The sequence below is a fragment of the Bradyrhizobium sp. USDA3010 genome, from assembly GCF_056429065.1.
Genome location: NZ_JBWJZD010000007.1, coordinates 130,530 through 155,101, shown reverse-complemented (window position 1 = coordinate 155,101; position 24,572 = coordinate 130,530). Strand labels below are relative to the sequence as shown.

Below are 24,572 nucleotides of genomic sequence, written 5' to 3'. Positions count from 1 at the left end.
CCACTGAAATTGTCCCTGCCGGGAGGATGAATGCTTCGGCTGCTGACCACGCTTGGGCGTGGCTTCAAGGAAAAGATCGGCTGGAAACGGCTCGGGATCGCTGCGAGCGTGCTCATCATCGTGTTCGCGGTCACGACGCTTGTCCACACCCTGAAGGGCGTCGATACCGGCATCATCCTCACCGCGCTGACCGACATCGCGCCGCACCGGATCGCGCTCGCGGCGCTCTGCGTGGTCGGGGCGTTCTGCACGCTGACCTTCTATGACTTCTTCGCGCTGCGCACGATCGGCAAGACCCACGTCCCCTACCGCATCGCAGCGTTGTCGAGCTTCACCAGCTACACGATCGGCCACAATATCGGCGCCACGGTCTTTACCGGCGGCGCGATCCGCTTCCGGATCTATTCCGATTACGGCCTCTCCGCGATCGACGTCGCCAAGATCTGCTTTCTGTCGGGCCTGACCTTCTGGCTCGGCAATCTGTTCGTGCTCGGCTTCGGCATGGCCTGGCACCCCGCGGCGGCATCGGCGATGGACCTGCTGCCGCCGGCGATGAACCGGCTGATCGCGCTCGGCTGCCTTGCCGGCATCGGCGCTTATTTCGTCTGGCTCCTGACCGGCGAGAAGCGCCGCGAGCTCGGCCAGAACGGCTGGAAGGTGGTGCTGCCCTCGGCCAAGCTGACGCTGCTGCAGATCGTCATCGGCGTGGTCGATCTCGGCTTCTGCGCGCTTGCGATGTATCTCCTGATGCCGACCGAGCCGCATATCGACTTCGTCTCGCTGGCGGTGGTGTTCATCCTGGCGACGCTGCTCGGCTTTGCGAGCCACGCCCCCGGCTCGATCGGCGTGTTCGACGCTGCGATGCTGGTGGCGCTGCCGGAGTTCAGCAAGGAGCAATTGCTGGCGACGCTGGTCGTGTTCCGTATCCTCTATTTCCTGATCCCGTTCGGGATTTCGATCTCGATCATGGGCATGCGCGAGCTGTGGCTCAACGTGGTGCGGCCCTGGCAGGAACGAAAAAGACTCAGCCAAGCCTGCACGGCTTCGGCGACCGTGCGGCAACCGATCGAAAGCCGGCAGCAGCAGATCAGGCGGCTGAGGCGGTAACAGCGAACGTTATCGGCCTCAAGGTCCCTGCTTTCAGTTCCGGTTTCGATCCGGGATTTCGGTCTCTGCCGCCGCTTCTCTTATTTTCGCCGTACCACTCGCGTCAAACCGCGCCATGATTGGCTTTCTGGTTCGATTTTCGTTTCGTGTCACGGTCTGCAGCGTGCTGCTCGGCAGCGCGCTCGCGGCGGTATTGGCTTCAGCCGCCGACGCGCAGGATACCCAGCTCTCGATCTCCTGGGAGGTCCGCAACCGCTTCCGGCTGTTCCGAGAAGAACGCGACTTCCGCCTGCATGTCGAAAGCGGGCTCGGCCGCAGCGTGCTGGCCTCGGAACAGGCGCTGGAACTGCAAAGCGACGGCCGCGGCTGGGCGCGCAACACGGTCAACCGGCTCTGCATCGACCTGCAGGGCCGCGTCAGCGAGCCCTGCACCCGCGACAACGTCAAGGAAAGCTATCTGACGCCGATCGATCACCCGATCGTGGTGCGGCTCACGGGTCCGGTTCCGGTCGGCGCGACCTGCGCCTGGTCGTTCGACGATGGCGACGGGCCGCAATCCTCGACATTCGATTGCGCCGAGCCGGTCAATCTGCGCGTCCGCTACGGCCGCACCACGGTCGCGACCGTCGATGTCGCCAGCGGCTCGGATGCCAACCAGCGCGTGACGACCCAGATCGCGGTGCGCGATCTGCTGATCGCCGGCCTCGGCGACAGCATCGCATCCGGCGAGGGCAATCCCGATCGCGCGATCGCCCTCTCCGACGAAGGCTTCTGCTTCCGCTCCTATCTCGGCGGGGCGCAATACTACCGGCCGAGCCGCGCCGGCTTCAAGGGCGGCCGCGCCTGCGAAGCGCCCGACACCCTGACCAACTGGCAGCGCCAGAGCGCGCTGTGGCTCAACTCGGCCTGTCACCGTTCGCTGTACAGCTACCAGACCCGCACCGCGCTGGCGCTTGCCGTGCAATATCCGCACATCGCGGTGACCTATCTGCCGCTGGCCTGCACCGGCGCCACCATCGCCGACGGCCTGCTCGGCTCGCAGCAGGCGCGGGAGTGTCTGCCGACGAAAACCGCCAACACCTGCTCGGGCACCGTCAACGGCCAGATCGCGGAGCTGCGCACGGCGCTCGCAGCCGCCAAGCGCCGGCAGCCGGACCGCACGCTCGATCTCGTGCTGCTGTCGGTCGGCGCCAACGACATCTACTTCTCCGGCCTCGTCGCCAACGTGATCGTCGACACGCCGACCGAACGCGCGCTGTTCAGCCAGGGCGGCTCGATGGCCAGCGTCGACGATGCCCGCTCGGCATTGGCGCGCGACCTGCCGGCCGATTTCGCCAAGCTGCGCGATGCGCTGAAGCCGTTGGTCGGCGGCGACCTCTCGCACGTGGTCTACACGGCCTACGCCAATCCGGCGCTGGCCAATGGCGGCGCGCCCTGCCCAGGCGGCCGCGCCGGCTTCGAGATCCATCCCTCGTTCAACGCCGATCCGAAGCGGCTCGCGGCGGTCTCGGGGTTCGTGCAGAACGAGTTCCTGCCGCAGCTCAAGGCGATCACACAGTGCCAGTCCGGCATCATCTGCCGCAATCCGCAGGCCGACCGCATGACCTTCGTCGATGCGCATCAGGATGCGTTCGCAAGCCACGGCTTCTGCGCACGCACGTCGACCGATCCGGAGTTCGACCGCGACTGCTTCGCCGCCAACGGCGACAGCTTCGTCTCCGATATCGTCGCCGCGGCCAACCAGCCGCTCAAATGCGGCCGCAGCGCCGGCGAATACCGCGCCTATCTGCCGCGGGCGCGCTGGATCCGCGACGCCAATGACAGCTATTTCGCGGCGATGACCTACCCGCAGGGCCTGCCGTCCTCGATGCAGCCAACCGACATCCACGATGCGACATGGGGCATCCTGTCGGCAGTGTATGGCGGCGCGGTGCATCCGAGCGCCGAAGGGCATGCGGCGATGGCCGATGCCGCGGCGCCGGCAGCCGCCACCGTGCTCCAATTGAACACCACGGTGCCTGAGGTGATCTCCGAGCCGGTCGCGCCATTGCAGACCGCACCGGTGCAACGCTGAACGCTACACGCTCGCGACGCCGCACAGGTGCGCCGCGAGCAAACGTAATCCCAATCGGAGCGTGAGAGCCCTAGTGCCGCTTCGTCGCGGGCAGAGGCGCCGCCGGCGGCGGCGGCTTCACCGCAGCGGCTTGCGCCGGCAGATATTTGGCGACGATAGCGGGATCGAGCTGGGCCATCGCACTGTCCGGCAAGCGCGTCCAGACCTCATCCTTGCCGAACAGCGAGATGCCGAGATAGCCGCGCATGGTCAGCTTCTGTCCGTCGGCGCTCAGCGTCATCTTGGCCTTGTAGATCTTGCCGTCGCGCGGATCGAGCACGTTGCCGTTCTCGTACTTCAGGCCATCGCGCTTCATATCGCGGATGAACGACAGACCAAGCCACGGCGCATTCTTGCGATCATCGGTGCATTTCGAGCAGACCGGATTCGGCGGATCATCGGGATCGGAGAACATCTTGGCGATCACGCCTTCGAAGATGCCGTTATGATCGATCACCAGGAACCAGCCTTCCGGCTTGCCGTCCTCGATCTTCTGCCAGAGTCCGGCCGCCGATAGCTCGGCCGCGGAAGCTGCAAGCGGAGCAGCTAGCGCAAAGGCCGTAGCGATCGCCAGGATCAGCCGAAGTCTGGATAGCGTGTTCCGCATCATCATCACCTGATCAATCGACAAACTCGATTACGAGCAGACTACGGCCATTTCGCGGAGGGTTCCAGTACCCGCGCCGCACGGACAATGGCCCATGCCCCTGGCATTGGTCGCTGCTGAAGTGGGATCAGTTCACCCCAAGCTTCTTCTGCAAACTTGATGACGAGGTTGTGTACTGGAACACCAGCCGCTTGTCGGGATACACGTAGCGGTGCGCCTTCTGCGCCATCAACGCGCCCTCGTGGAAGCCGGAGAGAATGAGCTTCAGCTTGCCCGGATAGGTGTTGATGTCGCCGATCGCGAAGATGCCTGAAACGTTGGTCTCGAACGCTGCGGTGTCGACCGGCACCAGGTTGTTCTCCAGCGCCACGCCCCAGTTCGCGACCGGACCGAGCTTCATGGTGAGCCCGAAGAACGGCAGCATCGTATCGCAGGCGATCGTCGACATCGCATTGTCGTTGCCCTTCAGCGCGGCGCCCGAGAGTTGACCGTTGGCGCCCTCGAGCCCGGTGACCTGGCCGATCTTCAGATCCATCTTGCCGTCGGCAACCAGCGAGCGCATCTGCTCGACGCTGTGCGGCGCTGCGCGGAAATCGTCGCGCCGGTGCAGCAGCGTGATGCGCTTGGCGATCGGATGCAGATTGAGCGTCCAGTCGAGCGCGGAGTCGCCGCCGCCGACGATCAGGATGTTCTTGTCGCGGAACTGCTCCATCTTGCGCACGGCATAGAACACCGACGTGCCTTCATAGGCCTCGATGCCCGGCACCGGCGGACGCTTCGGCTGGAACGAACCGCCGCCCGCGGAGATCACGACGACCTTGACCTCGAACTCCTTGCCGGCATCGGTCTTCACGCGGAACAGGGGATCGCCGATCTTCTCGATGCTCTCCACCATCTCGTTGAGGTGGAAGGTCGCGCCGAACGGCTTGATCTGCTCCAGCAGCTGCTCGGTCAGGCCCTGGCCGGTGACAAAGGGAATCCCGGGAATGTCGTAGATCGGCTTCTCCGGATAGAGCTCGGCGCACTGCCCGCCGATCTTGTCGAGGATGTCGACCAGATGCACCTTCATGTCGAGCAGGCCCAGTTCGAACACGGCGAACAGTCCGCAGGGACCCGCGCCAATTATCAGCACATCGGTTTTGATCGCTTCGCTCATATCCGCTTCTTTTCAGTTGAAATCGACCGGGCGGCTTTCGCCTGCCCGGCCAAGTATGGCCGGATCGGGACATGCATAATAGGGACAGCGGCTGGCGCGGCAACCCCTTGCCGAGCCTGCGCAACTCGGCTGTATGGGCGGGAAACCGACGGAGATCCCCCTCGTGAATGCCCCTGTCCGCACCGACGATGCGCCGCGCCTGGAAGACTTTCCCTATCGCCTGTCCGACAATGTGCGGTTTGCCGATCTCGACCCGAACGGGCACGTCAACAACGCCGTCTATGCGAGCTATTTCGAGACCGGCCGCGTCACGCTGGTGAAGGACCTCAGCATGGGGCTGATGCCGGCCGGGCTTGGCTGGATCATGGTGCGGCTCGACATCCATTTCCGCGCCGAGCTGCACTGGCCGGGACAGATCGAGCTCGGGCTCGGTCTCGTCAAGTTCGGACGGACGTCGACCACTTTCGATCAGGTGGTATTTTCGGAAGGGAGATGCGTGGCGTCGGCGAAGGCGGTCACCGTGATGATCGATGAGGCCACGCGCAGACCGACGCCGCTGCCGGCGGAGGTCAAGCAGCACTTCCGCCGCTGGGTCCGTCGCGGTGTGAACCCGGACGGCGAATAAATCAGGTCAGGCCTGCCGCTCCGGCGTCGACACGACCAGTCCGTCGAGATCGTCGGTCACCTTGATCTGGCAGGAAAGCCGCGAATTCGGACGCACGTCGAAGCCGAAATCCAGCATGTCCTCTTCCATCGGCGACGGCGCGCCGACCTTCTCGCGCCACGCGTCATCGACATAGACATGGCAGGTCGCACAGGCGCAGGCGCCGCCGCATTCGGCTTCAATGCCGGGAATGGCGTTGCGGATCGCGCCTTCCATCACCGTCGCGCCGTTCTCGATATCAATGGAGCGTTTCTCTCCGGAATGGTCGATAAAGTGTATTTTGGCCATGATTGCTCGTGCTGCCGGAATGCGCCGGACGATGGTTGGAAAGGTCCCGGCAGTCGTATAACGGGTCGATCCGTACAGCGCTAGCGCGGAGACCGAAAACCTGCCGGCCGGCCAGGGACGGCGCCCTACCCGTTGCCGCAGGCCGTGGAGATGCCGGAAGCCTTAGGAGCGGCCCAGAATCAGCTCGATCGCCGTGCGCGCCTCGGCAATCGCGGCCCCGAGCGCAGCGAGCGGCTGGGCCGGATCGGAACCGGCGGTCAGCGCGGTTTCCAGGTTGGCTGCCGCCTCGGCGACGCCGAAGGCGCCAATCGCCCGCGCCGATCCTTTCAGGGTGTGGGCGTGGGTCGGAGCCTCGGGCGGCAGGGCAGCCAGCTCGCCAAGGATCCGGGCCGACTGGGTCGAGAACATCGCCAGCACTTCCCGCTCCAGCCCCGGGTCGCCCAGCGTCATCCGTCGAAGGTGATCGACGTCGATCGGCCCGTCGCCCGGCGCGAGCGGCGGCGATTGCGTCCATTCAACCCGTTCGAGATGAAGCGGCATGGCCTGTCCCTGTCGTCTCTGCCGGGCTTCACCGGCGGACCGTTCGCCCAGCCAATCACGAAACTGGTTAACGAATTGTTGTCGGGATGATCGGCAAAACCGCCCGATTCTGGACAATTTCCGGACACAATCGGCCCTCTACGGCAGGAATTTCGAGTACCCATAAGGCCTTATGGCGCAAAGCTGTTAACGATGATTAAGAAAGTATTAATCGCAAGCATTTCATTCGCATCGCTCTCCCAATAGGATGTTTGCGGATGTAGCGGACAAGCCGCCGAGGGGGCGCTTGCGCTCCGCTTGTGGGCACCGGCTTCGAGCTTGCGTGGGGACGATCGCAGGCTCGCCGACGCGTAAAATAGTGAGAGGGCTCAGACTGAACATGGCGAACACTCCCAAGAAGGTCAAAGATCCCACCGAAGTCGCGCTTTCTGCCATCCAGGAAGCCCTCAACATCAGCGAGCAAGGCGCGGAGAGCCGCAGCCCCCTCAACGAAGGCGCCGCGCCGTCGAGCGTGCCGCCGTCAGCTCCGGATTTTTCAGCCGCATCGTTCGAGTCCCGCTCGAATACCGATCGTTCGGTGTTCGAGCCGATCGAGGAGCCGCGCGCGCCGCGCCGCGCCGCCAATGATGATCGCGAGACCATCGGCCAGATGCTGCAGACGCTGCAGGGAGGCCGCGCCCGCAACGCCTTCACGCTGTTCTTTGTCTGCTCCGGCGCCTGGCTGCTCGGCGGCGTCATCCTCACCATCGCGTTCTGGCCGGCCCTGCAGGCTTCGATGGCCCAGGGCACCGGCGTCCTGGTGCTCGCCGGCCTCGCCGCGCTGTTCGCCGTTCCGGTGTTGCTGTTCTATTATCTCGCCAGCCTCGCCTCGCACGGTCAGCGCATGCAGATGATCGCGCAATCGATGGCGCAGGTCGCAATGCGATTCTCCGAGCCGGAAAACGCCGCCGCCGATTCCATGGTGACGGTCGGCCAGGCGATCCGCCGCGAGGTCGCGGCGATGGGCGACGGCGTCGAACGCGCGATCGCGCGCGCCGGCGAACTCGAGACCCTGGTTGCCAACGAGGTGGCGGCGCTGGAGCGCGCCTATTCCGACAATGAAGTGCGCATCCGCGCGCTGCTGCAGGACATCGCCCACCAGCGCGACAATCTGGTCGGCCAGGCCGAGCAGGTGCGCAGCGCGATCTCCGGCGTGCAGATCGACCTGCGCCACGACATCGCGCTGATCTCGGACGCGATTGCCTCGCGCGTCGACGAGGTCGCCAAGAGCATCACCGGCGCGCTGGAAGAGCGCGGCCAGCACATTACGACCGCACTGAGCCATGCCGGCGACAACATGATCCTCGCGCTCGGCGAGCGCGGCGGCGACCTGCTCGATCGCCTCGAGGAAGCCAGCGCCGAGACCACGCGCGCGGTGATGGACGCCTCCGAGCGGCTCACGACCAGCCTCAACTTCAAGACCGGTCACGTCCATGACGAGTTCGTCGATCTGGCCGACCGCGTCCACGAGATGCTGAACGAGCGCATCGACCGCATCACCGGCGAGTTCGAGCAGCGTTCGTCTGCGATCGTCGACGGCATCTCCGACCGCACCGAAGAGGTCCACGACTCCCTGAAGAACTCCGCGGACTCGCTGCTGCTCGAGCTCGAGCTGCGCAGCAACGACCTGGTCAGCAAGATCGACGACGCCGGCAACCGCCTCGCCGGCCAGATCATGACGTCCGGCGACCGGGCGAGCGAGGCGCTCGACGTCACCGTCAATTCGCTGGTCGCCAAGGTGGTGGGCCAGACCGAGACCGCGCACGACTCGCTGTCGCTGCAGATGAGCGCGTTCGACGACCTGGTGAAGAACCACGGCAGCGAGCTCGCCGAGAAATTCGCCCGCGACTCCGGCACGCTCGGCGCGCTGATCACCCGCCACATCTCGGAATTCGACCGCACCGTGAAGACGTTCGGCGGCGACATCGTCGAGCGCATGGGCCAGCGGACCCAGGACATCGCCGACAGCCTGAAGACCTATGTCGACACCTTCGACCATCGCGTCACCTCGAATAGTGGTGAGATCACTGCTTCGCTCGACCAGCGCCTGCTGCAGTTCGAGACCACGCTCGGCAGCCGCGTCACCAACCTCGACGCCTCGCTGACCGACAAGCTGTCGTCGTTCGACTCATCGCTCGCCACCAAGATCGGCTCGTTCGACGGCCGCCTGCAGTCGCTGGATGACGCGATCGACGGCCGCATGCGGACGCTCGAAGTCACCTTCGAGAGCCGCGCCAAGTCGGTCACCGACACTATCGACAGCCATCTCGGCACGCTCGCAACCCAGCTGACCGAAGGCGCCACCCAGGCGATCCACTCGATCGACTCGCGCCTCGGCCTGCTCACCACGACCCTGACCGAGGGCACCGTGCAGGCGATCGCCGCGGTCGACCATCGCATCAACGGCGTCACCGAGACCATCGACGGCCACAGCAACCGTCTGGTCGACACCATCAACGGCCACAGCACCCGCCTCGCCGATACCATCAACGGTCACAACACCCGCCTCGTCGAGACCATCAGCGGCCATAGCTCGAACCTGACCGACACCATCTCGGCGCGCTTCGCCGACATCCAGCAGGGCATCGAGAGCCGCGTCGGCGTCATCGCCGGTGACATCGACACCCGGGTCGCGCAGTTTGAGGACCTCTTGGGCTCGCGCGTCGAGGCCGTCGCCGGCCGCATCGAGAGCAGCGGCCGCCAGGCGAGCGAGGACCTGATGTCCCGCGCCGAAATGTTGTCGTCGAGCATCAAGTCCCATGTCGAGGACGCCGAGCGCTCGCTGACCAACCTCGTGGTCAACACCAGCGAAACCATCCAGACCGGCGCGCGCACCGCGCAGCAGGCGCTGCTCACGGTGTCCGCGGATGTCGGCAACCAGCTCAAGCAGAGCTCCGCCGAGGTCGAGAGCGTGCTGACCGCGGTCGGCACCAGCGCCGCGAACTCGATCCTCACCAGTGCCCGCGACGCCCAGGTCTCGCTGGTCTCCGCATCCGGCGACGTCGCCTCGCAGATCAAGGCGTTGTCGGAGGACGTCGAGCGCACGCTGCAGGCGGCCGGCAGCGCCACCGCAGCCTCGGTGCTGTCGGGCGCCCGCGACGCGCAGACCACGCTGGTCTCGGCCTCGATCGAAGCCGCAAGCCAGGTCAAGTCGCTCGCCGCCGACGTCGAGCAATCGCTGTCGATGTCCGGCTCAGCCGCCGCCGAAGCGATCATGACCGGCGCCCGCGAGGCCCAGACCACGCTGATCGCGACGTCGGCCGACGTCACGGGTCAGGTGAAGTCGCTCGCCAGCGACGTCGAGCGCTCGCTCTCGATGGCCGGTTCCGCCACCGCGGAAGCCGTCGTCGCCTCGGCCCGCGAGGCCCAGAGCACGCTGGCCGGCGCGTCGACCGAAGCCACCAACCTGGTCCGCACGCTCGCGGCCGACATCCAGCACTCGCTCTCGACCGCCGGCACCGCGACCGCGGAAGCCGTCGTCGCCTCCGCCCGCGAGGCGCAGAACACGCTGGCCGGCGCGTCGACCGACGCCACCAATCTGGTCCGCACCCTGTCGGCCGACATCGAGCGCTCGCTGTCGATGGCAGGCTCCGCCACCGCGGAAGCCGTCGTCGCCGCCGCGCGCGAGGCGCAGAGCACGCTGGCCGGCGCCTCCACCGAGGCCACCGATCTGGTCCGCACGCTGGCGGCCGACATGGAGCGCTCGCTCTCGATGGCCGGCTCCGCCACCGCGGAATCGATCACATCAGGTGCGCGTGAAGCCCAGAGCATGCTGGTCAATGCATCGACCGAGTCTGCGACAAAGGTGACGGCGCTTGCTGCCGATATCCAGCGCGCGCTGTCGATGGCTGGTTCCGGAACCGTCGAGGTGCTGACGGCCGGCGCTCGCGAGGCGCAGAATACCCTCGTCACCGCGTCGACCGAAGCAGCCAACCACGTCAAGTCGCTGGCAGCCGATGTCGAACGCACCCTGACGTCGGTCGGCACCAACACCGCCCAGACGATCCTCGGCAGTGCCCGCGATGCCCAGAACTCGTTCGTGGCAACGTCCAACGAGGCCGCAACCCAGATCCGCGCGATCTCGGTCGAGATCGAGCGCTCGCTGACCACGACCAGCGCGGAAACTGCACAGACCATCCTGGGCAGCGCCCGCGAGGCCCAGAGCTCGTTTGCGGCGACTTCCGCCGACGCGGCCGCCCAGATCCGCACCCTCTCGACCGATATCGAGCGCGCGCTGGGGTCGGTCACGGCCAAGACCACCGACAACATCCAGACCTCTGCGCAGAACGCACAGGCCGCGCTGATCAACATGTCCAACGAGGTCACAACCAAGGTCAAGACGACCTCCGCCGACATCGAACGTTCGGTGCTGTCTGCGTCCAGCGCATTCGGCTCGGCGATGACCGGCAAGACCGACGAGATCGTCACCTATGTGCAGCAGCAGACCGAGCGGCTGTCGCAGATGGTCGACGGCCGCCGCGGCTCGCTGGTCGAGGCGCTGACCGCCAAGACCACACAGCTGTCGAACGACATGGATCGCGCCACCGCGGACGCGCTGAAGGCGATCGAAACCCGCGGCCTCGCCTTCTCGCAGTCGATGGCGGCACATGGCGGCGATGTCGCGCGCAACATCACCTCGGCCGGCGATCAGGCGACCGGTGCGGTGGCGAAGTCGCTCAAGGAGCTCGAGCAGGCCTCGCGCGCGGCGATCGACCAGTCGCGCCAGGTCTCGATCTCGGCCGTCACGGAGATGCAGGAGACCAGCAAGATCCTGCGCACCGATACGGTGGCGCTGTTCGAGCGGCTGCGCGAGGGCAACATCCTGCTGCAGGAAGTGCTGACCGGCGCCCACGACAACCTCAACTCGCTGGAGCGCGCGCTGGTCACCCGCGTGGCCGACTTCGTGTCCGCCATGAACGACGTCACCTCGCGCAACGGCGTGGCGACCCAGACGCTGGAAGACCAGCTCACGGTGTTCAACAGCAAGACCAGCAAGGCGCTGGAAGATCTCGGCGCGCTGTCGAGCCAGTTCGAGACCCATGGCAAGGCGCTGATCGAGGCGGCTGCCGTGGTCGAGCAGGCCAACCGCTCGACGACGGCCTCCGTCAGCGAGCGCAAGGAGGCGCTGGAATCGCTGGTCACGACCATCGACCTGCGCACCACCGATCTCGACCAGCGGCTGTCGCGCTTCACCGGCCTGCTCGATGAATCGCTCGGCGCGGCCGAGGAGCGCGCCCGCGACATCGCGCGCGTGGTAGCGGAGACCGCCGGCGCTGGTTCGGCTGCGATCAGCAGGCAGTTCGAGGCGGTGCGCCAAGCGGCCGAGAACGAGCGCCAGCAGACCGTCGACGCGATGAACGAGCTCTACCAGCAGAGCAACGCCGAGACCGATGCGATGTTCAAGGAATCGACGGAGAAGTTCTCCGCGATGGTCACGGCGATGAAGCAGATGGCGAGCGAGATGCACAGCGAGCTCGAGGCCACCCGCAACGAGCTGCGCCGCGGCGTGCTCGAGATGCCGCAGGAGGCCGCGGAGAACACGGCGCAGATGCGCAAGGTGATCGTCGACCAGATCGAGGCACTGGCCGAGTTGAACCGCATCGTCGCCCATCACGGCCGCGGGCTCGACGTGGTCTCGACCAACCGCGCCAGCGTCCGCTACGAGGAGCCGGTGATGGCTGCCGCCGGCGGCCGCGCCGACGTGCGGATGCGGGACGACGCACGGATGCGGGACAACGGCAACAGCGCTTCGACGCTGCCGCCGCCCGATCTCGGCATGGCGACCTCGCGTCGCACCGAGGCTCCGTCGGTCAGCCCGGCAGGCCCCAACAACGGCGATGGCTGGCTGTCCGACCTGCTCAACCGCAGTGATACGCCGTCGCCTGCCCCGCAGAACCGCGACGCCCAGCAGCGCCCGCGTCCGCAGCAGCAGCCGGCCGCCAATCCGCTGGAATCGCTGTCGCTCGACATCGGCCGGCTGATGGACCGCACGCTTGCCGCCGAGATGTGGGATCGCTACCAGCGCGGCGAGAACAAGGCGTTCTCCAAGCGCCTCTACACGCCGGCCGGCCAGAAGGCCTTCGACGAGGTGGCCCGCAAGTACCGCGCCGACCGCGGCTTCAAGCAGACGGTCGACCGCTACATCGCGGAGTTCGAGCGCCTGCTCGACGAAGTCGCCCGCGAAGGCCGCGGCCAGCAGGAGCTGAGCAGCCACCTGACCTCGGAAACCGGGCTGGTCTACACCCTGCTCGCCCACGCCGCGGGACGGCTGGGGTAAGGTTGCCGAACAGCGAGTTGCGAATGGAAGAACGGAGGCCGAAAGGTCTCCGTTTTTTGTTTGGGCTGGCGTGAATGGATTCGCGAACACCGTATCGAGTACAGCGTGACCGCGTCAGCCGCCGTCTGCGAGCGGAGCGAAGCAATCCATTTCGCCGCTTGCAGGAGAATGGATTGCTTCGTCGCTACGCTCCTCGCAATGACGGTCGTCCATAGCGGCGAACCCTACTCGCCACTCGCCATTCGCCCACTACGTCACTGCTGCCGGCGCCGCGGCCCGGCCGGTGCTGCGGCCGGAGCCGGCGCGGGCTCGGGTGCGGCGTTGTTGCTGCCGCCGAAGATCACCCGGCTCGGGTTACGGTCGAAATTGTTCACGGCGCGGCTGATGTCGGACAGCGTGCGGCGGCCATCGTTGATCAGGAGATTGGAGCGCTTATCGAGATCGTCGGCGAGCTCGCGGATCGACTTCACCATCAGGTTCAGCTCGCTGCCATTGTTGCCGCCCGCGATCGCATTGAGGCCCAGCATCAGATTGTCGGCCTTGCCCATCACGCCGTCGACCTTGAGCATGACGTTGTCGATCTTCTCGGAATTGCGCGCCAGCGCCTGGGTGAAGACCTCGAGATTCTTCAGCGAATTCTTCACCGACTGCTGATTGTCGGCGACGATGCGATTGACGTTTTGCAGCGTGGCGCGGATCGCCTCGGTGACGTCCTGCAGCGCATTCGGGTCGGCGGTCAGAACCGGGATGCCGTCCTCATCCAGCGGCACCGGCGGGGCGGCCTCCTCGCCGCCCTTCAGCGAGATCGCGGCGACGCCGGTCAGGCCCTGGAATTCGAGGCCGACCAGGGTGTCCTTGCGCAGCGGTGCGTTGTTCTCGATCATCGCCAGCGCGACCACGCGTCGCGGGTTGTCGAGCTTGACCGAGACCACTTCCCCTATCCGGATACCGTTAAAATTGACGTTGCCGCCATTGCGCAGGCCCGACGCCGGCCCCTCGAAGATCACCCGCAGGGGGCTGCGCTGCTTGGTGGTGTGCAGGCTCTGGAACCACAGCACGAAGCCGAACGCCGCGGCGATTACCGCCAGCGTGAAAGCCCCGATCAAGACGTAGTTCGCCCGCGTTTCCATCAATTGCTCGCGTTCATCACTCTTGGGCGCTCGCGCAGTCGGCCTGCGTTCGAGCCCGTCGAATTCCCTGTTGGCGCATGATCTCGTCCGAAAATCGGTCTTTTCGTTTCGGGATCATGGGCTAGGCCACAACGGCGCGGGCGCGCTTGCCGTTGAAATATTGCTGCAGCCACGGATGCTGCGATGCCTTCATGTCGGCGATCGATCCTGCAGCAATGATCTTACCGTTCCCTAAAACGGCGATACGGTCGCACGCGGTGTATAGACTGTCGAGATCGTGGGTTACCATGAAAACGGTCAGCCCCAAAGTGCGCTGCAGGGTGCGCACCAGCTCGTCGAAATCGCCGGCGCCGATCGGATCGAGGCCCGACGTCGGCTCGTCGAGAAACACGAGCTCCGGATCGAGCGCGAGTGCGCGCGCCAGCGCGACGCGCTTGATCATGCCGCCGGACAGTTCCGACGGATAGCGATCGGCGACCTCGGGCTTCAGGCCGACCATCACCAGCTTCGCCACCATGATCTCGTCGAGCAGCCGCTGCGAGACCCGCAGATATTCGCGCGCCGGAAACTGGATGTTCTGGCGCACCGTGAGCGAGGAGAACAGCGCGCCCTGCTGGAACAGGATGCCCCAGCGCCGCTCGACGGCACGGCGCTGCGCCGAGCTCGCGGCATCGAGATCGACGCCGAACACTTCGATGCGGCCGGAGACCTTCGGCACCAGGCCTATGATCGTGCGCGTCAGCACCGATTTGCCGGCGCCCGAAGGGCCGACGAAGCCGAGGATCTCGCCGCGCTTGACGTCGAGGTCGAGGCCGTCGAGCACGCGCGTGTTGCCGAATTGGACCGTAATGTCGCGGACCCGGATGATGGCGTCGATGTCCTGCTCCGCCATGATCACATCCCGATCGAGGCGAAGAAGATCGCGAACACGCCGTCCATCACGATCACGAAGAAGATCCCTTTCACCACCGACGCGGTGGTGTGCTGTCCGAGCGACTCCGCCGAACCCTGCACCGCCAGCCCCTCGACGCAGGCGACGATGCCGATCACCGCCGCCATCACAGGCGCCTTGACCATGCCGACGATGAAATGGTCGATCGATATGGCATCACGAAGGCGGAGCAGGAAGGCCTCCGGATCGACGCCGCCATAAAGCCAGGCCACCAGGCCGCCGCCATAGAGCGCGGCCATCGCGCCGAGAAAGGCCAGGATCGGCAGCGCCAGCACCAGCGCCAGCATGCGCGGCAGTATCAAGACCTCGATCGGATCGAAGCCCATGGTGCGCAGCGCGTCGATCTCCTCGCGCATCTTCATCGAGCCGAGCTCGGCGGTATAGGCCGAGCCGGAACGGCCTGCGACCATGATGGCGACCAGCAGCACGCCGATCTCGCGCAGCACCAGCACGCCCAGCATGTCGACGACGAAGATGTCGGCACCGAACCTGCGGAAATGGAAGATGCCCTGCTGCGAGATGATGCAGCCGATCAGGAAGGTGATCAGCACCACGATCGGCACCGCACGCCAGCACACCTGCTCGAGGTGATGCACCGTCGAGGTCAGGCGGAAGCTGCGCGGATGGATCAGTACCTTGCCGGCGGCGGCCAGCACCGCGCCGAGCATGTCGACGAGGCCGATGATCGTGCCGCCGACCCCGGCCACGGTGCGGCCGATCTGCTCGAGCATGCCCGTGATCGACAGCCGGTCGCTGACGACCCTCGGCGCAGGACCCACGCGGCGGACCTCGTCGACCAGGCTGGAATAATTGGCAGAGAGGCCCGCGATCTCCGCTTCGGCGCTGGCATCGCTGAGGCTGCGGCGCAGCCGCTCGATCAGCCACGCGCCGAACGTGTCGAGGCTCGCGACCTGCGACACGTCGATGAAGATGTGGGGACGGCTGCCGCGCAGTTTCTCGGCGTCGGAGACGATCCGCTCGAGCGCAGGAGCAAAGCGGGCTGTCCAATTGCCCGCCGCGCACAACGCCAGTCCTTCGCCTTGGGCTATCCGCTGCAGTGTCGGGTCGCCGCTCACCTTTTGCCTACCCCTCAAGCCGGCTGGCCGTTGATCTCCGGCGGCTTGCCGGATCGGCTTGTCGAATCTGCCGCTAACCAGCCATAGTTGGTTGTGCGTCGCAAGCTACGGTTCAGGAAATAGTAGACTTTAAAATGACTTCCACCCCTCCCGGAGCCGTTTCCCTGACAGGGCGGATCGAGCGCTGGCCGATCGCCGGAACCTTCACGATCAGCCGTGGCGCCAAGACCGAGGCCGTCGTCGTGGTGGCCGAGGTGAGTCAGGGCGGCCTCACCGGCCGCGGCGAATGCGTGCCCTACCCGCGCTATGGCGAAACGCCCGAGGCGACGCTGCAGGCGATCCAGGCGATGCAGGGGCCGCTCGCCAACGGCATGGACCGCATCGCCTTGCAGGCCAGCATGCCCGCCGGCGCCGCCCGCAATGCGCTGGATTGCGCGCTGGCGGACCTCGAGGCCAAACGCGCCGGCAGGCGTATCTGGAACCTGCTCGGCCGCCCCGCGCCCGAACCGCGCACCACCGCCTATACGATCTCGCTCGGGACGCCCGAGGCGATGGCGGAGGCCACCGCGAAGGCCGCGCACCGCGCGCTGCTCAAGATCAAACTCGGCGGCGATGGCGACGCCGCGCGGATCGCCGCCGTGCGCAAGGCGGCACCGGCATCCGAACTCATCGTCGATGCCAATGAAGCCTGGACCGAGGACAACCTCGCCGCCAACCTTGCGGCCTGCGCCGATGCCGGCGTCACGCTGATCGAGCAGCCGCTGCCGGCGGGCAAGGACGAGGCGCTGCTGCGGATCAAGCGCCCGGTTGCGGTCTGCGCCGACGAAAGCGTGCATGACCGCGTCTCGCTCGAAGGCCTGCGCGGCCGCTATGACGCCGTCAACATCAAGCTCGACAAGACCGGCGGGCTGACCGAAGCGCTCGCGATGGCGGACGCCGCCCGCGCGCTCGGCTTCGAGATCATGATCGGCTGCATGGTCGCGACCTCGCTTGCGATGGCGCCGGCGATGCTGATCGCGCAAGCCGCGCGCTTCGTCGATCTCGACGGCCCGCTGCTGCTGGCCAAGGACCGCGACAACTGCCTGCGCTACGAGGGCAGCCTGGTCTATCCGCCCGATGCCGCACTCTGGGGCTAGTGGGTTAGTCGCTTGCGTGCCAGCCACATCACAAGCCCGCCCGTCGCTGCCATCGCCGCCATCATGTCGTAGACGCCGAGGCCGAAGCGCGCATAGACCATGCCGCTGACGATTGCCGTGGTGCTCGCGACAATGCCGCCGCAGGCGGTGAGATAGCCCTGCGCGCGCGCCATCACATGAGCCGGCACGTGATGCACCATCAGCCCCATGATGCCGACCTGGGTCAGACCGAAGCTCAGCCCGTGTCCGAGCTGGACCACGGCCAGCACGGCAAGCGGCGGATCCTGCGCGGTGATCGCCCAGCGCGCCACGGCGCTGGCGGCCGCGATCATCACCAGGACGGCCGATGGCAGCGTGAAGCGCGGCGAGGCCGCAAACAACACGATCTCGGCGATCACGCCGAGCACCCAGAGGGCCGCGATCGTCAGGCCGCTGAAGCCGGCCTGCTGCCAGGCAATCGATGCGAAGATGTAATAGGCGCCGTGGCTGCCCTGGATCAGCGCCGAGGACACGATGATGGCGAGGAACGTCGGATTGCGCAGCAGTTTTGGCGCGCCGGCCGCCGGCGTAGCTGCGACCGCTGGACGGCCGAGCGGCCGCAGCGTCAGCCCGACCAGCGCGCCGAGCACGGTCACCGCCGTGATGATCCAGATCAGATCGACCTCGGCGACATAGCGGAGCAAGAACCCGCTGATCAGCGCGCAGACCGCGAAGGCGGCCGAGCCCCAGAGCCGCAACGGTCCATAGCTCAGGCCAAATTGCCTGACGCCGCGCAGCGCGTAGGCGTCAGTGAGCGGCACCATCGGTGTCCAGACGCAGCAGGTCAGCGCATAGATCGCGAGCAACACCAACGGCTGGTGCTGGGTGCCGATCACGGCAAAGCCCACCGCGGTGGCGAATCCCGTGGCGATCATCGCGCCGCGCAGCATCTGGCGCCGCTCCGCAGCCGCGGTGACCAGCGGCAGGACGGTGAAGCGCGTCACCGGCGGCACCGCCGTGATGAGGCCGATCCAGGTGGCATCGATCCCGATCGCCTTCAGCCACACCGTGAAAAACGGCAGGTGGACCCCGGTCATCCCGAACGTCGTGGCATAGAATGCCGCGAGGCTGCGCGCGAATCGCCGCGGCGCAACCTTGGCTGCGATGGGGATTTGTGATTCGGAAGACATCAATTCAATTGCGATTCGCGCGATATCGTGGTGATCGTTAGCGTAACGCGCAGTGATTTGCGCGGAGAGATTGTGATGGCCGAAGAAGCATTCGCCCTGTCGCCGATATCCGCCCGCGCGGCCCTGCCGAGCGAGGAGGACTATGCCGCGATCAGCGCGGCCTTCATGGAGACCTCGCGGGGCCGCTGGTTCCTCGGCGAATATGCCAAGCGCAACCGCAATGCCGATACCCGCATGGTGCTCGATGCCGTGGCGCGGATCGAGGACAGCCTCAGCGCGCAGCGGCAAGCCGCCGCAGCGGCCATCAGGGACGAGCAGCTGGCGCAGGCGCTGGCCGCCCTGCGCGGCGCGATCGAGGCCGCCCAGGCCTCCGCCATTGCGGCGCTCGACGGCATCAGCTTCGAACAGAACCTCGCGCCGGTGCGCAAGGGAGTGCGGGTGATCAGGGAGATCTCCTGGCGGCTGCGCGAGATCGGCAATGACGGCCGGATCTGTGACATCATCGATTCGCAGGCCAGCGCGATCGAGGCCGGTGCGACCCAGGTTTCGATGGACGACGCCAAGGCGGTGCTGGATGCGGCCTTCGCGGCGCTGGCCCGCCGGCTCAGCGAATTCGATCCGGATAAGGCGGAGGCACCTGCGGCCGAACCCGATGTGGCCGAAGCGCCGGTTGCGGAACCGCCCGCTGCTGCCCCCTCGCCGCCACCGGTGGCCGAAAGCGCTGCCGCCGAGAGTGCTGCCCCCGATGCTACACTGGCCGCCACCCCTCCGGCGCCGCCTCAGGAGGCCGTTGCAACGCCGATCACTGGGACTACCACGGCCGCGGTGCCGGAGCCGAACGAAGCATGGCTCAAGGCGGGGGCCGCGCTGGCCGAAGCCGAGGCCGCAGAGCTCGCCCGCGTCACCGAGGCCGCCGCTGACGCCCAGGACGAAGCGGTGCTCGACCTGATCGCGATGGAGATGGGCGCTCCCGATCCGATCGACGAAGACGCGATCGCCGAAGAGATGCACCTTGCCGAGGAGATGCGCATCGCCGAGGCGATGGCTGACGAGCCCGAGATGGTCGCACCGGCCATTCAGCCCGAGCCCGCACCGGCGCCCGAGCCGAAGGTCGAGGTCAAGGTCGAGCCGCCACCGATGGCCGCAGCACCGATTGCCACAGCACCGATTGCCACAGCGCCGATTGCTGCAGCACCGGTTGCCGCGGCTCGAGCCGCCGTGCCGCCGCCCCTCCCGCCCGCCGTTGAGGCTGCCGCTGCTCCCGCAGCAGAAGTCTCACTCGGCTCGACCATCATCGCGAGCGGCCTCCTGAAAAAGCCGAGCGTCGCGGCCAACGATCCGCTCGCGCCGATCCGGCGCATGAGCCAGGTCGAGAGAATCGCGTTTTTCTCGTAGGCGCTGGACATTCGCTTTTCGTCATTGCCGGGCCTAGCCGTCCGAAGGACGTGTCGCTTCTGCTCGCCTATGACCAGGCAATCCATCGACAAAGAAGGCTTTTGTTGTGATGGATGCGCGGGTCAAGCCCGCGCATGACGAGTGGGTATGCGACAAACGTTGTCTCGCATTGACCGCCGACGCAATGTGACTCAACTCACGTACCGCGCCCCCCATCAGCGCCTAGCCTCCGCGCGACCGGTCCTGCACCGGGACCAGATTTTGGAGCGCGCGATGGTCAGCCTGAAGTCCACGATGATATCGGCCGCATTGCTCGGCCTATTGAGCCTCGGTGTATCGGGCACAGCATCTGCCGAGACCAGCGGCGCCGCCGTCGGCAATGCCACGCAGGCGCCGGCGCAACCGATCGATCAAGTCGCTTCGCCGACGACGCCTGCCACAGCGGCGCCGGCTGCACCACGCGGCCCCGAGCAGCGCGTCGCGCTCGTGATCGGCAATGCGAACTATGAGAATGCGCCAAAGCTCGCCAATCCCGGCAACGACGCGCAGTCGATGACCGAGCTGTTGAACGCTGCCGGCTTCGAGGTGATCGCCGCGACCGACCTCAGGCAGGGCGACATGGTGAAGATGTTGCAGGATTTCTCCGACAAGGTCTCAGCGCGCGGCCCCGGCACGGTCGCGATGATCTACTACGCCTGCCACGGCGTGCAGCTCGCCGGCGAGAACTATCTGATTCCGGTCGATGCCAGGATCGCAACGCCGTCCGACCTCGACGGCAATTCGGTGCGCCTGGTTGACGTGATGGGCACGCTCGAGAACATCCCGAGCCGGATGCGCATCGTGGTGCTCGACGCCTGCCGCAACAACCCGTTTCCCAACGTCAACGACGCCGGCCGCGGCCTTGCCGTCGTCGATGCCCCGAGCGGCTCGATCGTCGGCTATTCGACCGCACCCGGCATGGAAGCGCAGGACGGCAGCAACGGCCACAGCCCCTACACCAACGCCTTCCTGCGTCTGGCGCGCGAGCCCAATCTGCCGATCGAGCAGCTGTTCAAGCGCTTCGCCTCGACGTCAACTCTACGACCGACGGCCGGCAGACGCCGTGGGAAAGCTCGTCGCTGACCTCCGACTTCTATTTCTTCGACACCGCGCTCGCATCGGCGCGTGCGCCGGCGAATGGCCCGGTCGTGCAGATGGCATCGAACCTGCCGAACCGCTCGGTGCGCCAAGCCTATGACTTCGTGCTGTCGGAGGGGCGGCCGGACTATTATGAGGAATTCATCCGGCTTTATCCGCGCGATCCGCTCTGCGACCGCATTCGCTTCCTGCTGACGAACTGGTTGCAGGTCGCGGCATGGCACAAGGCGGTGCTTGCCAACACGCCGTTCGCCTACAAGACCTTCCACGACAATTTCGGCAACAGCCCCTATGCGCAGTCGGCGTTGAAGCTGCAGATGCAGCCGAAGGCAATTCCGCTGATGCAGCTCACGCGGCTTTCCAGTCGTCCAGCCTTCCGGCCGATCAATGCCGGCGTGCAGGGCACCGTCGGCAAAATCGTGACCATCCCCGCCCCCGGAGCGAAGCCGGTCGGCATGCCAAGCTCAATCGGCAAGGGCAAGGTCGCAAGCCTTCCCGGAGCCAATGCCGGCAACACCACATCGAACCGGATCATGAAAGACAACAGCGGGCCGCACTTCCGCGCCGAGCGGCAGAGCATGCGAGTCAACCGGACGGGATCGGGTGGTAGCCATACGGCGCTCCACCCAAGTCCGTCCAGCTCACATCTCGGCGGAATGGGCGGCGGCCACCGTGGCGGCTTCAGGCACTGATCAGCCGCGCCGCACAACGAAACGGGGCAGAGCGCGTACCGCCCTGCCCCGGTTTCGTTCCAGGATGTTGGCCTCAGGCGACGAGCTTTGCGAACAAATCGGCATCGACATTGCCGCCCGAGAGCACGATGACGACGTTCTTGCCCTTGGCGTCGATCCGTCCCGCCAGCAGCGCCGCGAGCCCGACCGCGCCGCCGGGCTCGACCACGAGCTTCAGCTCGCGATAGGCGAAGGCGACGGCGGCACCGACCTCATCGTCGGAGACGCTGACGCCGTTTGCCAGCAGTTTGCTGTTGATGGCGAAGGTGAGCTCGCCCGGCATCATCGCCATCAGCGCATCACAGATGGTGCGCGCCGCGACCGGATGCGCCTCGCGATGGCCGACCTTGAGCGACAGAGCGTGATCGTCATAGCCCGCGGGCTCGGCGACGATCACCTGGGCCTGCGGGAATTTCGCCTTCACCGCGGTAGCAACACCGGCGATCAACCCGCCGCCCGAGGCCGGCGCCACCACGATATCGGGCACGAGGCCAAGCGCGGCCATGTCCTCGGCGATCTCGCGGCCGGCGGTACCCTGGCCCGCGATCACGAAGGGATCGTCATAGGGACGCACCAACGTCGCGCCACGCTTGCTGGCGATGCCATTGGCGATCGCCTCGCGGTCGTCGCGATCGCGGTCGTACAGCACGACCTCGGCGCCATAGGACTTGGTCCGCTCACGCTTGGTGATCGGCGAGTCCGCGGGCATCACGATGGTCGCCTGCATGTTGAGGATCTTTGCCGCCGCGGCAACGCCCTGGGCGTGGTTGCCCGAGGAGAACGCGACCACGCCCCCGCTCCGCTTGTCCTGCGGTATAGAGGCGAGCTTGTTGAAGGCGCCGCGGAACTTGAACGATCCGGTCCGTTGCAGCATCTCGGGCTTGAGGAAGACCTGGGTGCCGACGCGTTCGTTGAGAACGGGGAAAGTCAGGAGCGGCGTGCGCACCGCGAACGGCGCGACCACCCTTGCGGCGGCATCGATGTCCGCAGCGGCGACGGGTGGATTGAGAGTGATGTCCGTCATCCGCGATTTGTATCGCGTCGGGACGGAGCACGGCAAGACGCTTTAGCGTGAGTTTGGCTGAGGCGCCGGCAACGCCGCGAAATGATGCTCTTCGGCGCCGAATTCGAGCGCCTGGCCCTCGCCGTCGGGCGCCGCGGGGCGGACGTTCATGCAGCGGTCGATGAACACCCGGGCCGAAGCCTGCCAGGTGTGGAGCGCGGCGAAATCGACGCAGGCCCGCCGCGGGATGCTGAGCGCCTCCAGGCAGGCGTGGCGCAGATCCTCGTCGAGCACGCCGACCGGCGCCGCGCCGATCACGTCGCGGGGACCGGTGACCGGAAAAGCGGCAACCGGCAGGCCGCTGGCCAACGCCTCGAGCAGCACCAAACCGAACGTATCGGTGCGGCTGGGGAAAACGAACACATCGGCCGCGGCATAGATTTCGGCCAATTCTTCCCCATGGCGGGCGCCGAGGAAGAGGGCTTCCGGATATTTCCGCTCCAGCGCCGCCCGCGCCGGGCCGTCGCCGACCACCACCTTGGTGCCGGGCAGATCGAGATCGAGGAATGCTTCGAGGTTCTTCTCCACCGCCACCCGGCCGACGCTGAGATAGACTGGCTGCGGCAGGCAAAGATCGACATCGCGCGGATGGAACAGCGCGGTATCGACGCCGCGCGACCACAGCACCACGTTGCGGAAGCCGCGCTGGCGCAGTTCGGCGGCCAGCGCCGGGGTCGCGGCCATCACCGCCCGGCTCGGCCTGTGGAACCAGCGCAGCGCACGCCACACCCACGCTTCCGGAACAGGCGTGCGTGCCGAGACGTATTCGGGGAACCGGGTGTGGAAGCTCGTCGTGAACGGCACGCCGCGCTTGCGGCAATAGCGGCGGACCGACAGCCCGATCGGGCCTTCGGTCGCGATATGGATGCTGTCGGGCCTGGCCGCCTCGATCAGGCTGGCGACCTTGGCCTGGTACGGCAGCGCCAGCCGGAGATCGCGATAGCTCGGCATCGCGAAGGTACGAAACTCGTCCGGGGTCAGGAAGCTCACCTCGACGCCGAGCGATTTCGCCGCCTGTGCCATCATGGTCAGCGTGCGGACAACCCCGTTGACCTGGGGATGCCACGCATCGGTCGCGACCAGGATATGCGTCATGCAGCGCGTGCCGTCACTCGCGGAACTGGCGCGATCCGGCGCACCGGGTCGGTCCAGGTGATGATCTCGAAATGGCCGTCCTCGTGCTCGGCGAGCGCGGTGCAGCTCTCCACCCAGTCGCCGCAATTCATGTAGCGGATGCCGTGCTCGTCATGAATCGTCGCGTAATGGATGTGGCCGCAGATCACGCCGTCGCAGCCGTGACGCCGCGCTTCGCCGGCCAGCGTCGCCTCGAACGCGCCGATATAGTTCACCGCCTTCTTGACCTTCAGCTTGGCCCATTGCGACAGCGACCAGTACGGCACGCCGAACATCTTGCGGAAGAAGTTGACGAAGCGATTCATCTGGATCGCGAAGTCGTAGGCCTTGTCGCCGAGATGGGCGAGCCAGCGCGCGTTCTGCACTACGAGATCGAAGATGTCGCCGTGAATCACGAGGTAGCGCTTGCCGTCGGCGCCGGTGTGAACGGTGTTCTCCACCACGTCGATGCCGCCGAAATGCGTGCCGTAATATTTGCGCAGGAACTCGTCGTGGTTGCCCGGGACGTAGATCACCTTGGCGCCCTTGCGCGCCTTGCGCAGCATCTTCTGCACGAAATCGTTGTGGGTCTGCGGCCAGTACCAGTTCGACTTCAGCGCCCAGCCGTCGACGATATCACCAACGAGGTAGATCGTGTCGGCATCGTGGGAGCGGAGGAAGTCCAGCAGGCGGTCGGCTTGCGAACCGCGGGCTCCGAGATGAACATCGGAGATAAACAAAGTGCGAAAGCGCCGCTCGGGACTTTCTTCACTCAAGGAGTCACTTCCCATGCCTGTGCACCTAACAGATTCCTGTGACAAGGCGATGACGATCCCCGCGACCCAAGGCCTCACTAACAGTTAACGAGAATCAGCAGCA

The 24,572-nt window shown here is 66.2% G+C and carries 17 protein-coding genes and 1 pseudogene; 7 read left to right on the top strand and 11 right to left on the bottom strand.

Annotated elements, in window-relative coordinates:
• Positions 1 to 30: 30 nt before the first annotated feature.
• Both AC066Y_RS13820 and AC066Y_RS13815 read left to right on the top strand, forming a co-directional pair.
• Positions 31 to 1,107, top strand: a complete 1,077-nt coding sequence (locus tag AC066Y_RS13820) for a lysylphosphatidylglycerol synthase transmembrane domain-containing protein (RefSeq protein ID WP_478274346.1) — start codon at positions 31 to 33, stop codon at positions 1,105 to 1,107.
• 115 nt (positions 1,108 to 1,222) lie between these two features.
• Entirely contained in the window at positions 1,223 to 3,181 is a 1,959-nt protein-coding gene (locus AC066Y_RS13815; protein ID WP_478274345.1) for an SGNH/GDSL hydrolase family protein, read from the top strand.
• Between the two features lie 70 nt (positions 3,182 to 3,251).
• Here the strand turns inward: AC066Y_RS13815 and AC066Y_RS13810 are convergent, their stop codons facing one another.
• Positions 3,252 to 3,827: a DUF2147 domain-containing protein gene (locus AC066Y_RS13810; protein WP_478274344.1), complete on the bottom strand. Its 576-nt coding sequence runs from the start codon at positions 3,825 to 3,827 to the stop codon at positions 3,252 to 3,254.
• Positions 3,828 to 3,954: 127 nt separating this feature from the next.
• Positions 3,955 to 4,983 (bottom strand): NAD(P)/FAD-dependent oxidoreductase, encoded by a 1,029-nt coding sequence (locus tag AC066Y_RS13805; protein WP_478274343.1) that lies wholly within the window; start codon positions 4,981 to 4,983, stop codon positions 3,955 to 3,957.
• 163 nt (positions 4,984 to 5,146) lie between these two features.
• On the opposite strand from AC066Y_RS13805, the gene AC066Y_RS13800 reads away from it, so the two are divergent.
• Complete coding sequence (locus AC066Y_RS13800; RefSeq protein ID WP_478274342.1) at positions 5,147 to 5,608, top strand: acyl-CoA thioesterase; 462 nt, start codon at positions 5,147 to 5,149, stop codon at positions 5,606 to 5,608.
• Positions 5,609 to 5,614: 6 nt separating this feature from the next.
• Here the strand turns inward: AC066Y_RS13800 and AC066Y_RS13795 are convergent, their stop codons facing one another.
• Both AC066Y_RS13795 and AC066Y_RS13790 read right to left on the bottom strand, forming a co-directional pair.
• Positions 5,615 to 5,935, bottom strand: coding sequence for a 2Fe-2S iron-sulfur cluster-binding protein (locus AC066Y_RS13795; RefSeq protein WP_092115454.1), 321 nt, complete (start codon positions 5,933 to 5,935; stop codon positions 5,615 to 5,617).
• A 162-nt stretch (positions 5,936 to 6,097) separates the two neighbouring features.
• The gene (locus AC066Y_RS13790; RefSeq protein ID WP_092115455.1) at positions 6,098 to 6,475 is read right to left on the bottom strand and encodes an Hpt domain-containing protein; all 378 of its coding nucleotides are present in this window, start codon (positions 6,473 to 6,475) and stop codon (positions 6,098 to 6,100) included.
• Positions 6,476 to 6,854: 379 nt separating this feature from the next.
• Here AC066Y_RS13790 and AC066Y_RS13785 point away from each other — a divergent pair, with 379 nt between their 5' ends.
• Positions 6,855 to 12,791, top strand: coding sequence for an apolipoprotein A-IV repeat region-like domain-containing protein (locus tag AC066Y_RS13785; protein WP_478274341.1), 5,937 nt, complete (start codon positions 6,855 to 6,857; stop codon positions 12,789 to 12,791).
• Between the two features lie 254 nt (positions 12,792 to 13,045).
• Here the strand turns inward: AC066Y_RS13785 and AC066Y_RS13780 are convergent, their stop codons facing one another.
• From AC066Y_RS13780 to AC066Y_RS13770, 3 genes are all read right to left on the bottom strand, one after another.
• Positions 13,046 to 13,921 carry an MlaD family protein gene (locus tag AC066Y_RS13780; protein WP_106328293.1) on the bottom strand — a complete coding sequence of 292 codons (876 nt, stop codon included), beginning with the start codon at positions 13,919 to 13,921 and terminating at the stop codon, positions 13,046 to 13,048.
• Between the two features lie 121 nt (positions 13,922 to 14,042).
• On the bottom strand, positions 14,043 to 14,813 hold the full coding sequence (locus AC066Y_RS13775; RefSeq protein ID WP_173637607.1) for an ABC transporter ATP-binding protein: 771 nt from the start codon (positions 14,811 to 14,813) through the stop codon (positions 14,043 to 14,045).
• Between the two features lie 2 nt (positions 14,814 to 14,815).
• Positions 14,816 to 15,949, bottom strand: coding sequence for an MlaE family ABC transporter permease (locus AC066Y_RS13770; RefSeq protein ID WP_478274340.1), 1,134 nt, complete (start codon positions 15,947 to 15,949; stop codon positions 14,816 to 14,818).
• A gap of 134 nt (positions 15,950 to 16,083) precedes the next feature.
• Between AC066Y_RS13770 and dgcA the strand changes: the two genes are divergently transcribed.
• Entirely contained in the window at positions 16,084 to 17,085 is a 1,002-nt protein-coding gene (gene dgcA / locus AC066Y_RS13765) for an N-acetyl-D-Glu racemase DgcA (RefSeq protein WP_478274339.1), read from the top strand.
• Here dgcA and AC066Y_RS13760 read toward each other — a convergent pair.
• Positions 17,082 to 18,254 (bottom strand): MFS transporter, encoded by a 1,173-nt coding sequence (locus AC066Y_RS13760; RefSeq protein ID WP_478274338.1) that lies wholly within the window; start codon positions 18,252 to 18,254, stop codon positions 17,082 to 17,084. The two genes, dgcA and AC066Y_RS13760, sit on opposite strands and share 4 nt — an antisense overlap.
• A 75-nt stretch (positions 18,255 to 18,329) precedes the next feature.
• Here AC066Y_RS13760 and AC066Y_RS13755 point away from each other — a divergent pair, with 75 nt between their 5' ends.
• Entirely contained in the window at positions 18,330 to 19,649 is a 1,320-nt protein-coding gene (locus AC066Y_RS13755; protein ID WP_478274337.1) for a hypothetical protein, read from the top strand.
• A gap of 273 nt (positions 19,650 to 19,922) precedes the next feature.
• Positions 19,923 to 21,478, top strand: a pseudogene (locus AC066Y_RS13750) (caspase family protein).
• 73 nt (positions 21,479 to 21,551) lie between these two features.
• Here AC066Y_RS13750 and AC066Y_RS13745 read toward each other — a convergent pair.
• From AC066Y_RS13745 to AC066Y_RS13735, 3 genes are read right to left on the bottom strand one after another with little or no spacing between them, the layout of a single operon-like run.
• Positions 21,552 to 22,541: a threonine/serine dehydratase gene (locus AC066Y_RS13745; RefSeq protein WP_478274336.1), complete on the bottom strand. Its 990-nt coding sequence runs from the start codon at positions 22,539 to 22,541 to the stop codon at positions 21,552 to 21,554.
• A gap of 42 nt (positions 22,542 to 22,583) precedes the next feature.
• The gene (locus AC066Y_RS13740) at positions 22,584 to 23,675 is read right to left on the bottom strand and encodes a glycosyltransferase family 4 protein (RefSeq protein ID WP_478274335.1); all 1,092 of its coding nucleotides are present in this window, start codon (positions 23,673 to 23,675) and stop codon (positions 22,584 to 22,586) included.
• A complete protein-coding gene (locus AC066Y_RS13735; protein WP_050403538.1) occupies positions 23,672 to 24,484 on the bottom strand; it encodes a UDP-2,3-diacylglucosamine diphosphatase in 813 nt (270 codons plus the stop codon). The genes AC066Y_RS13740 and AC066Y_RS13735 overlap by 4 nt, the downstream gene beginning before the upstream one ends.
• Positions 24,485 to 24,572: the final 88 nt, after the last annotated feature.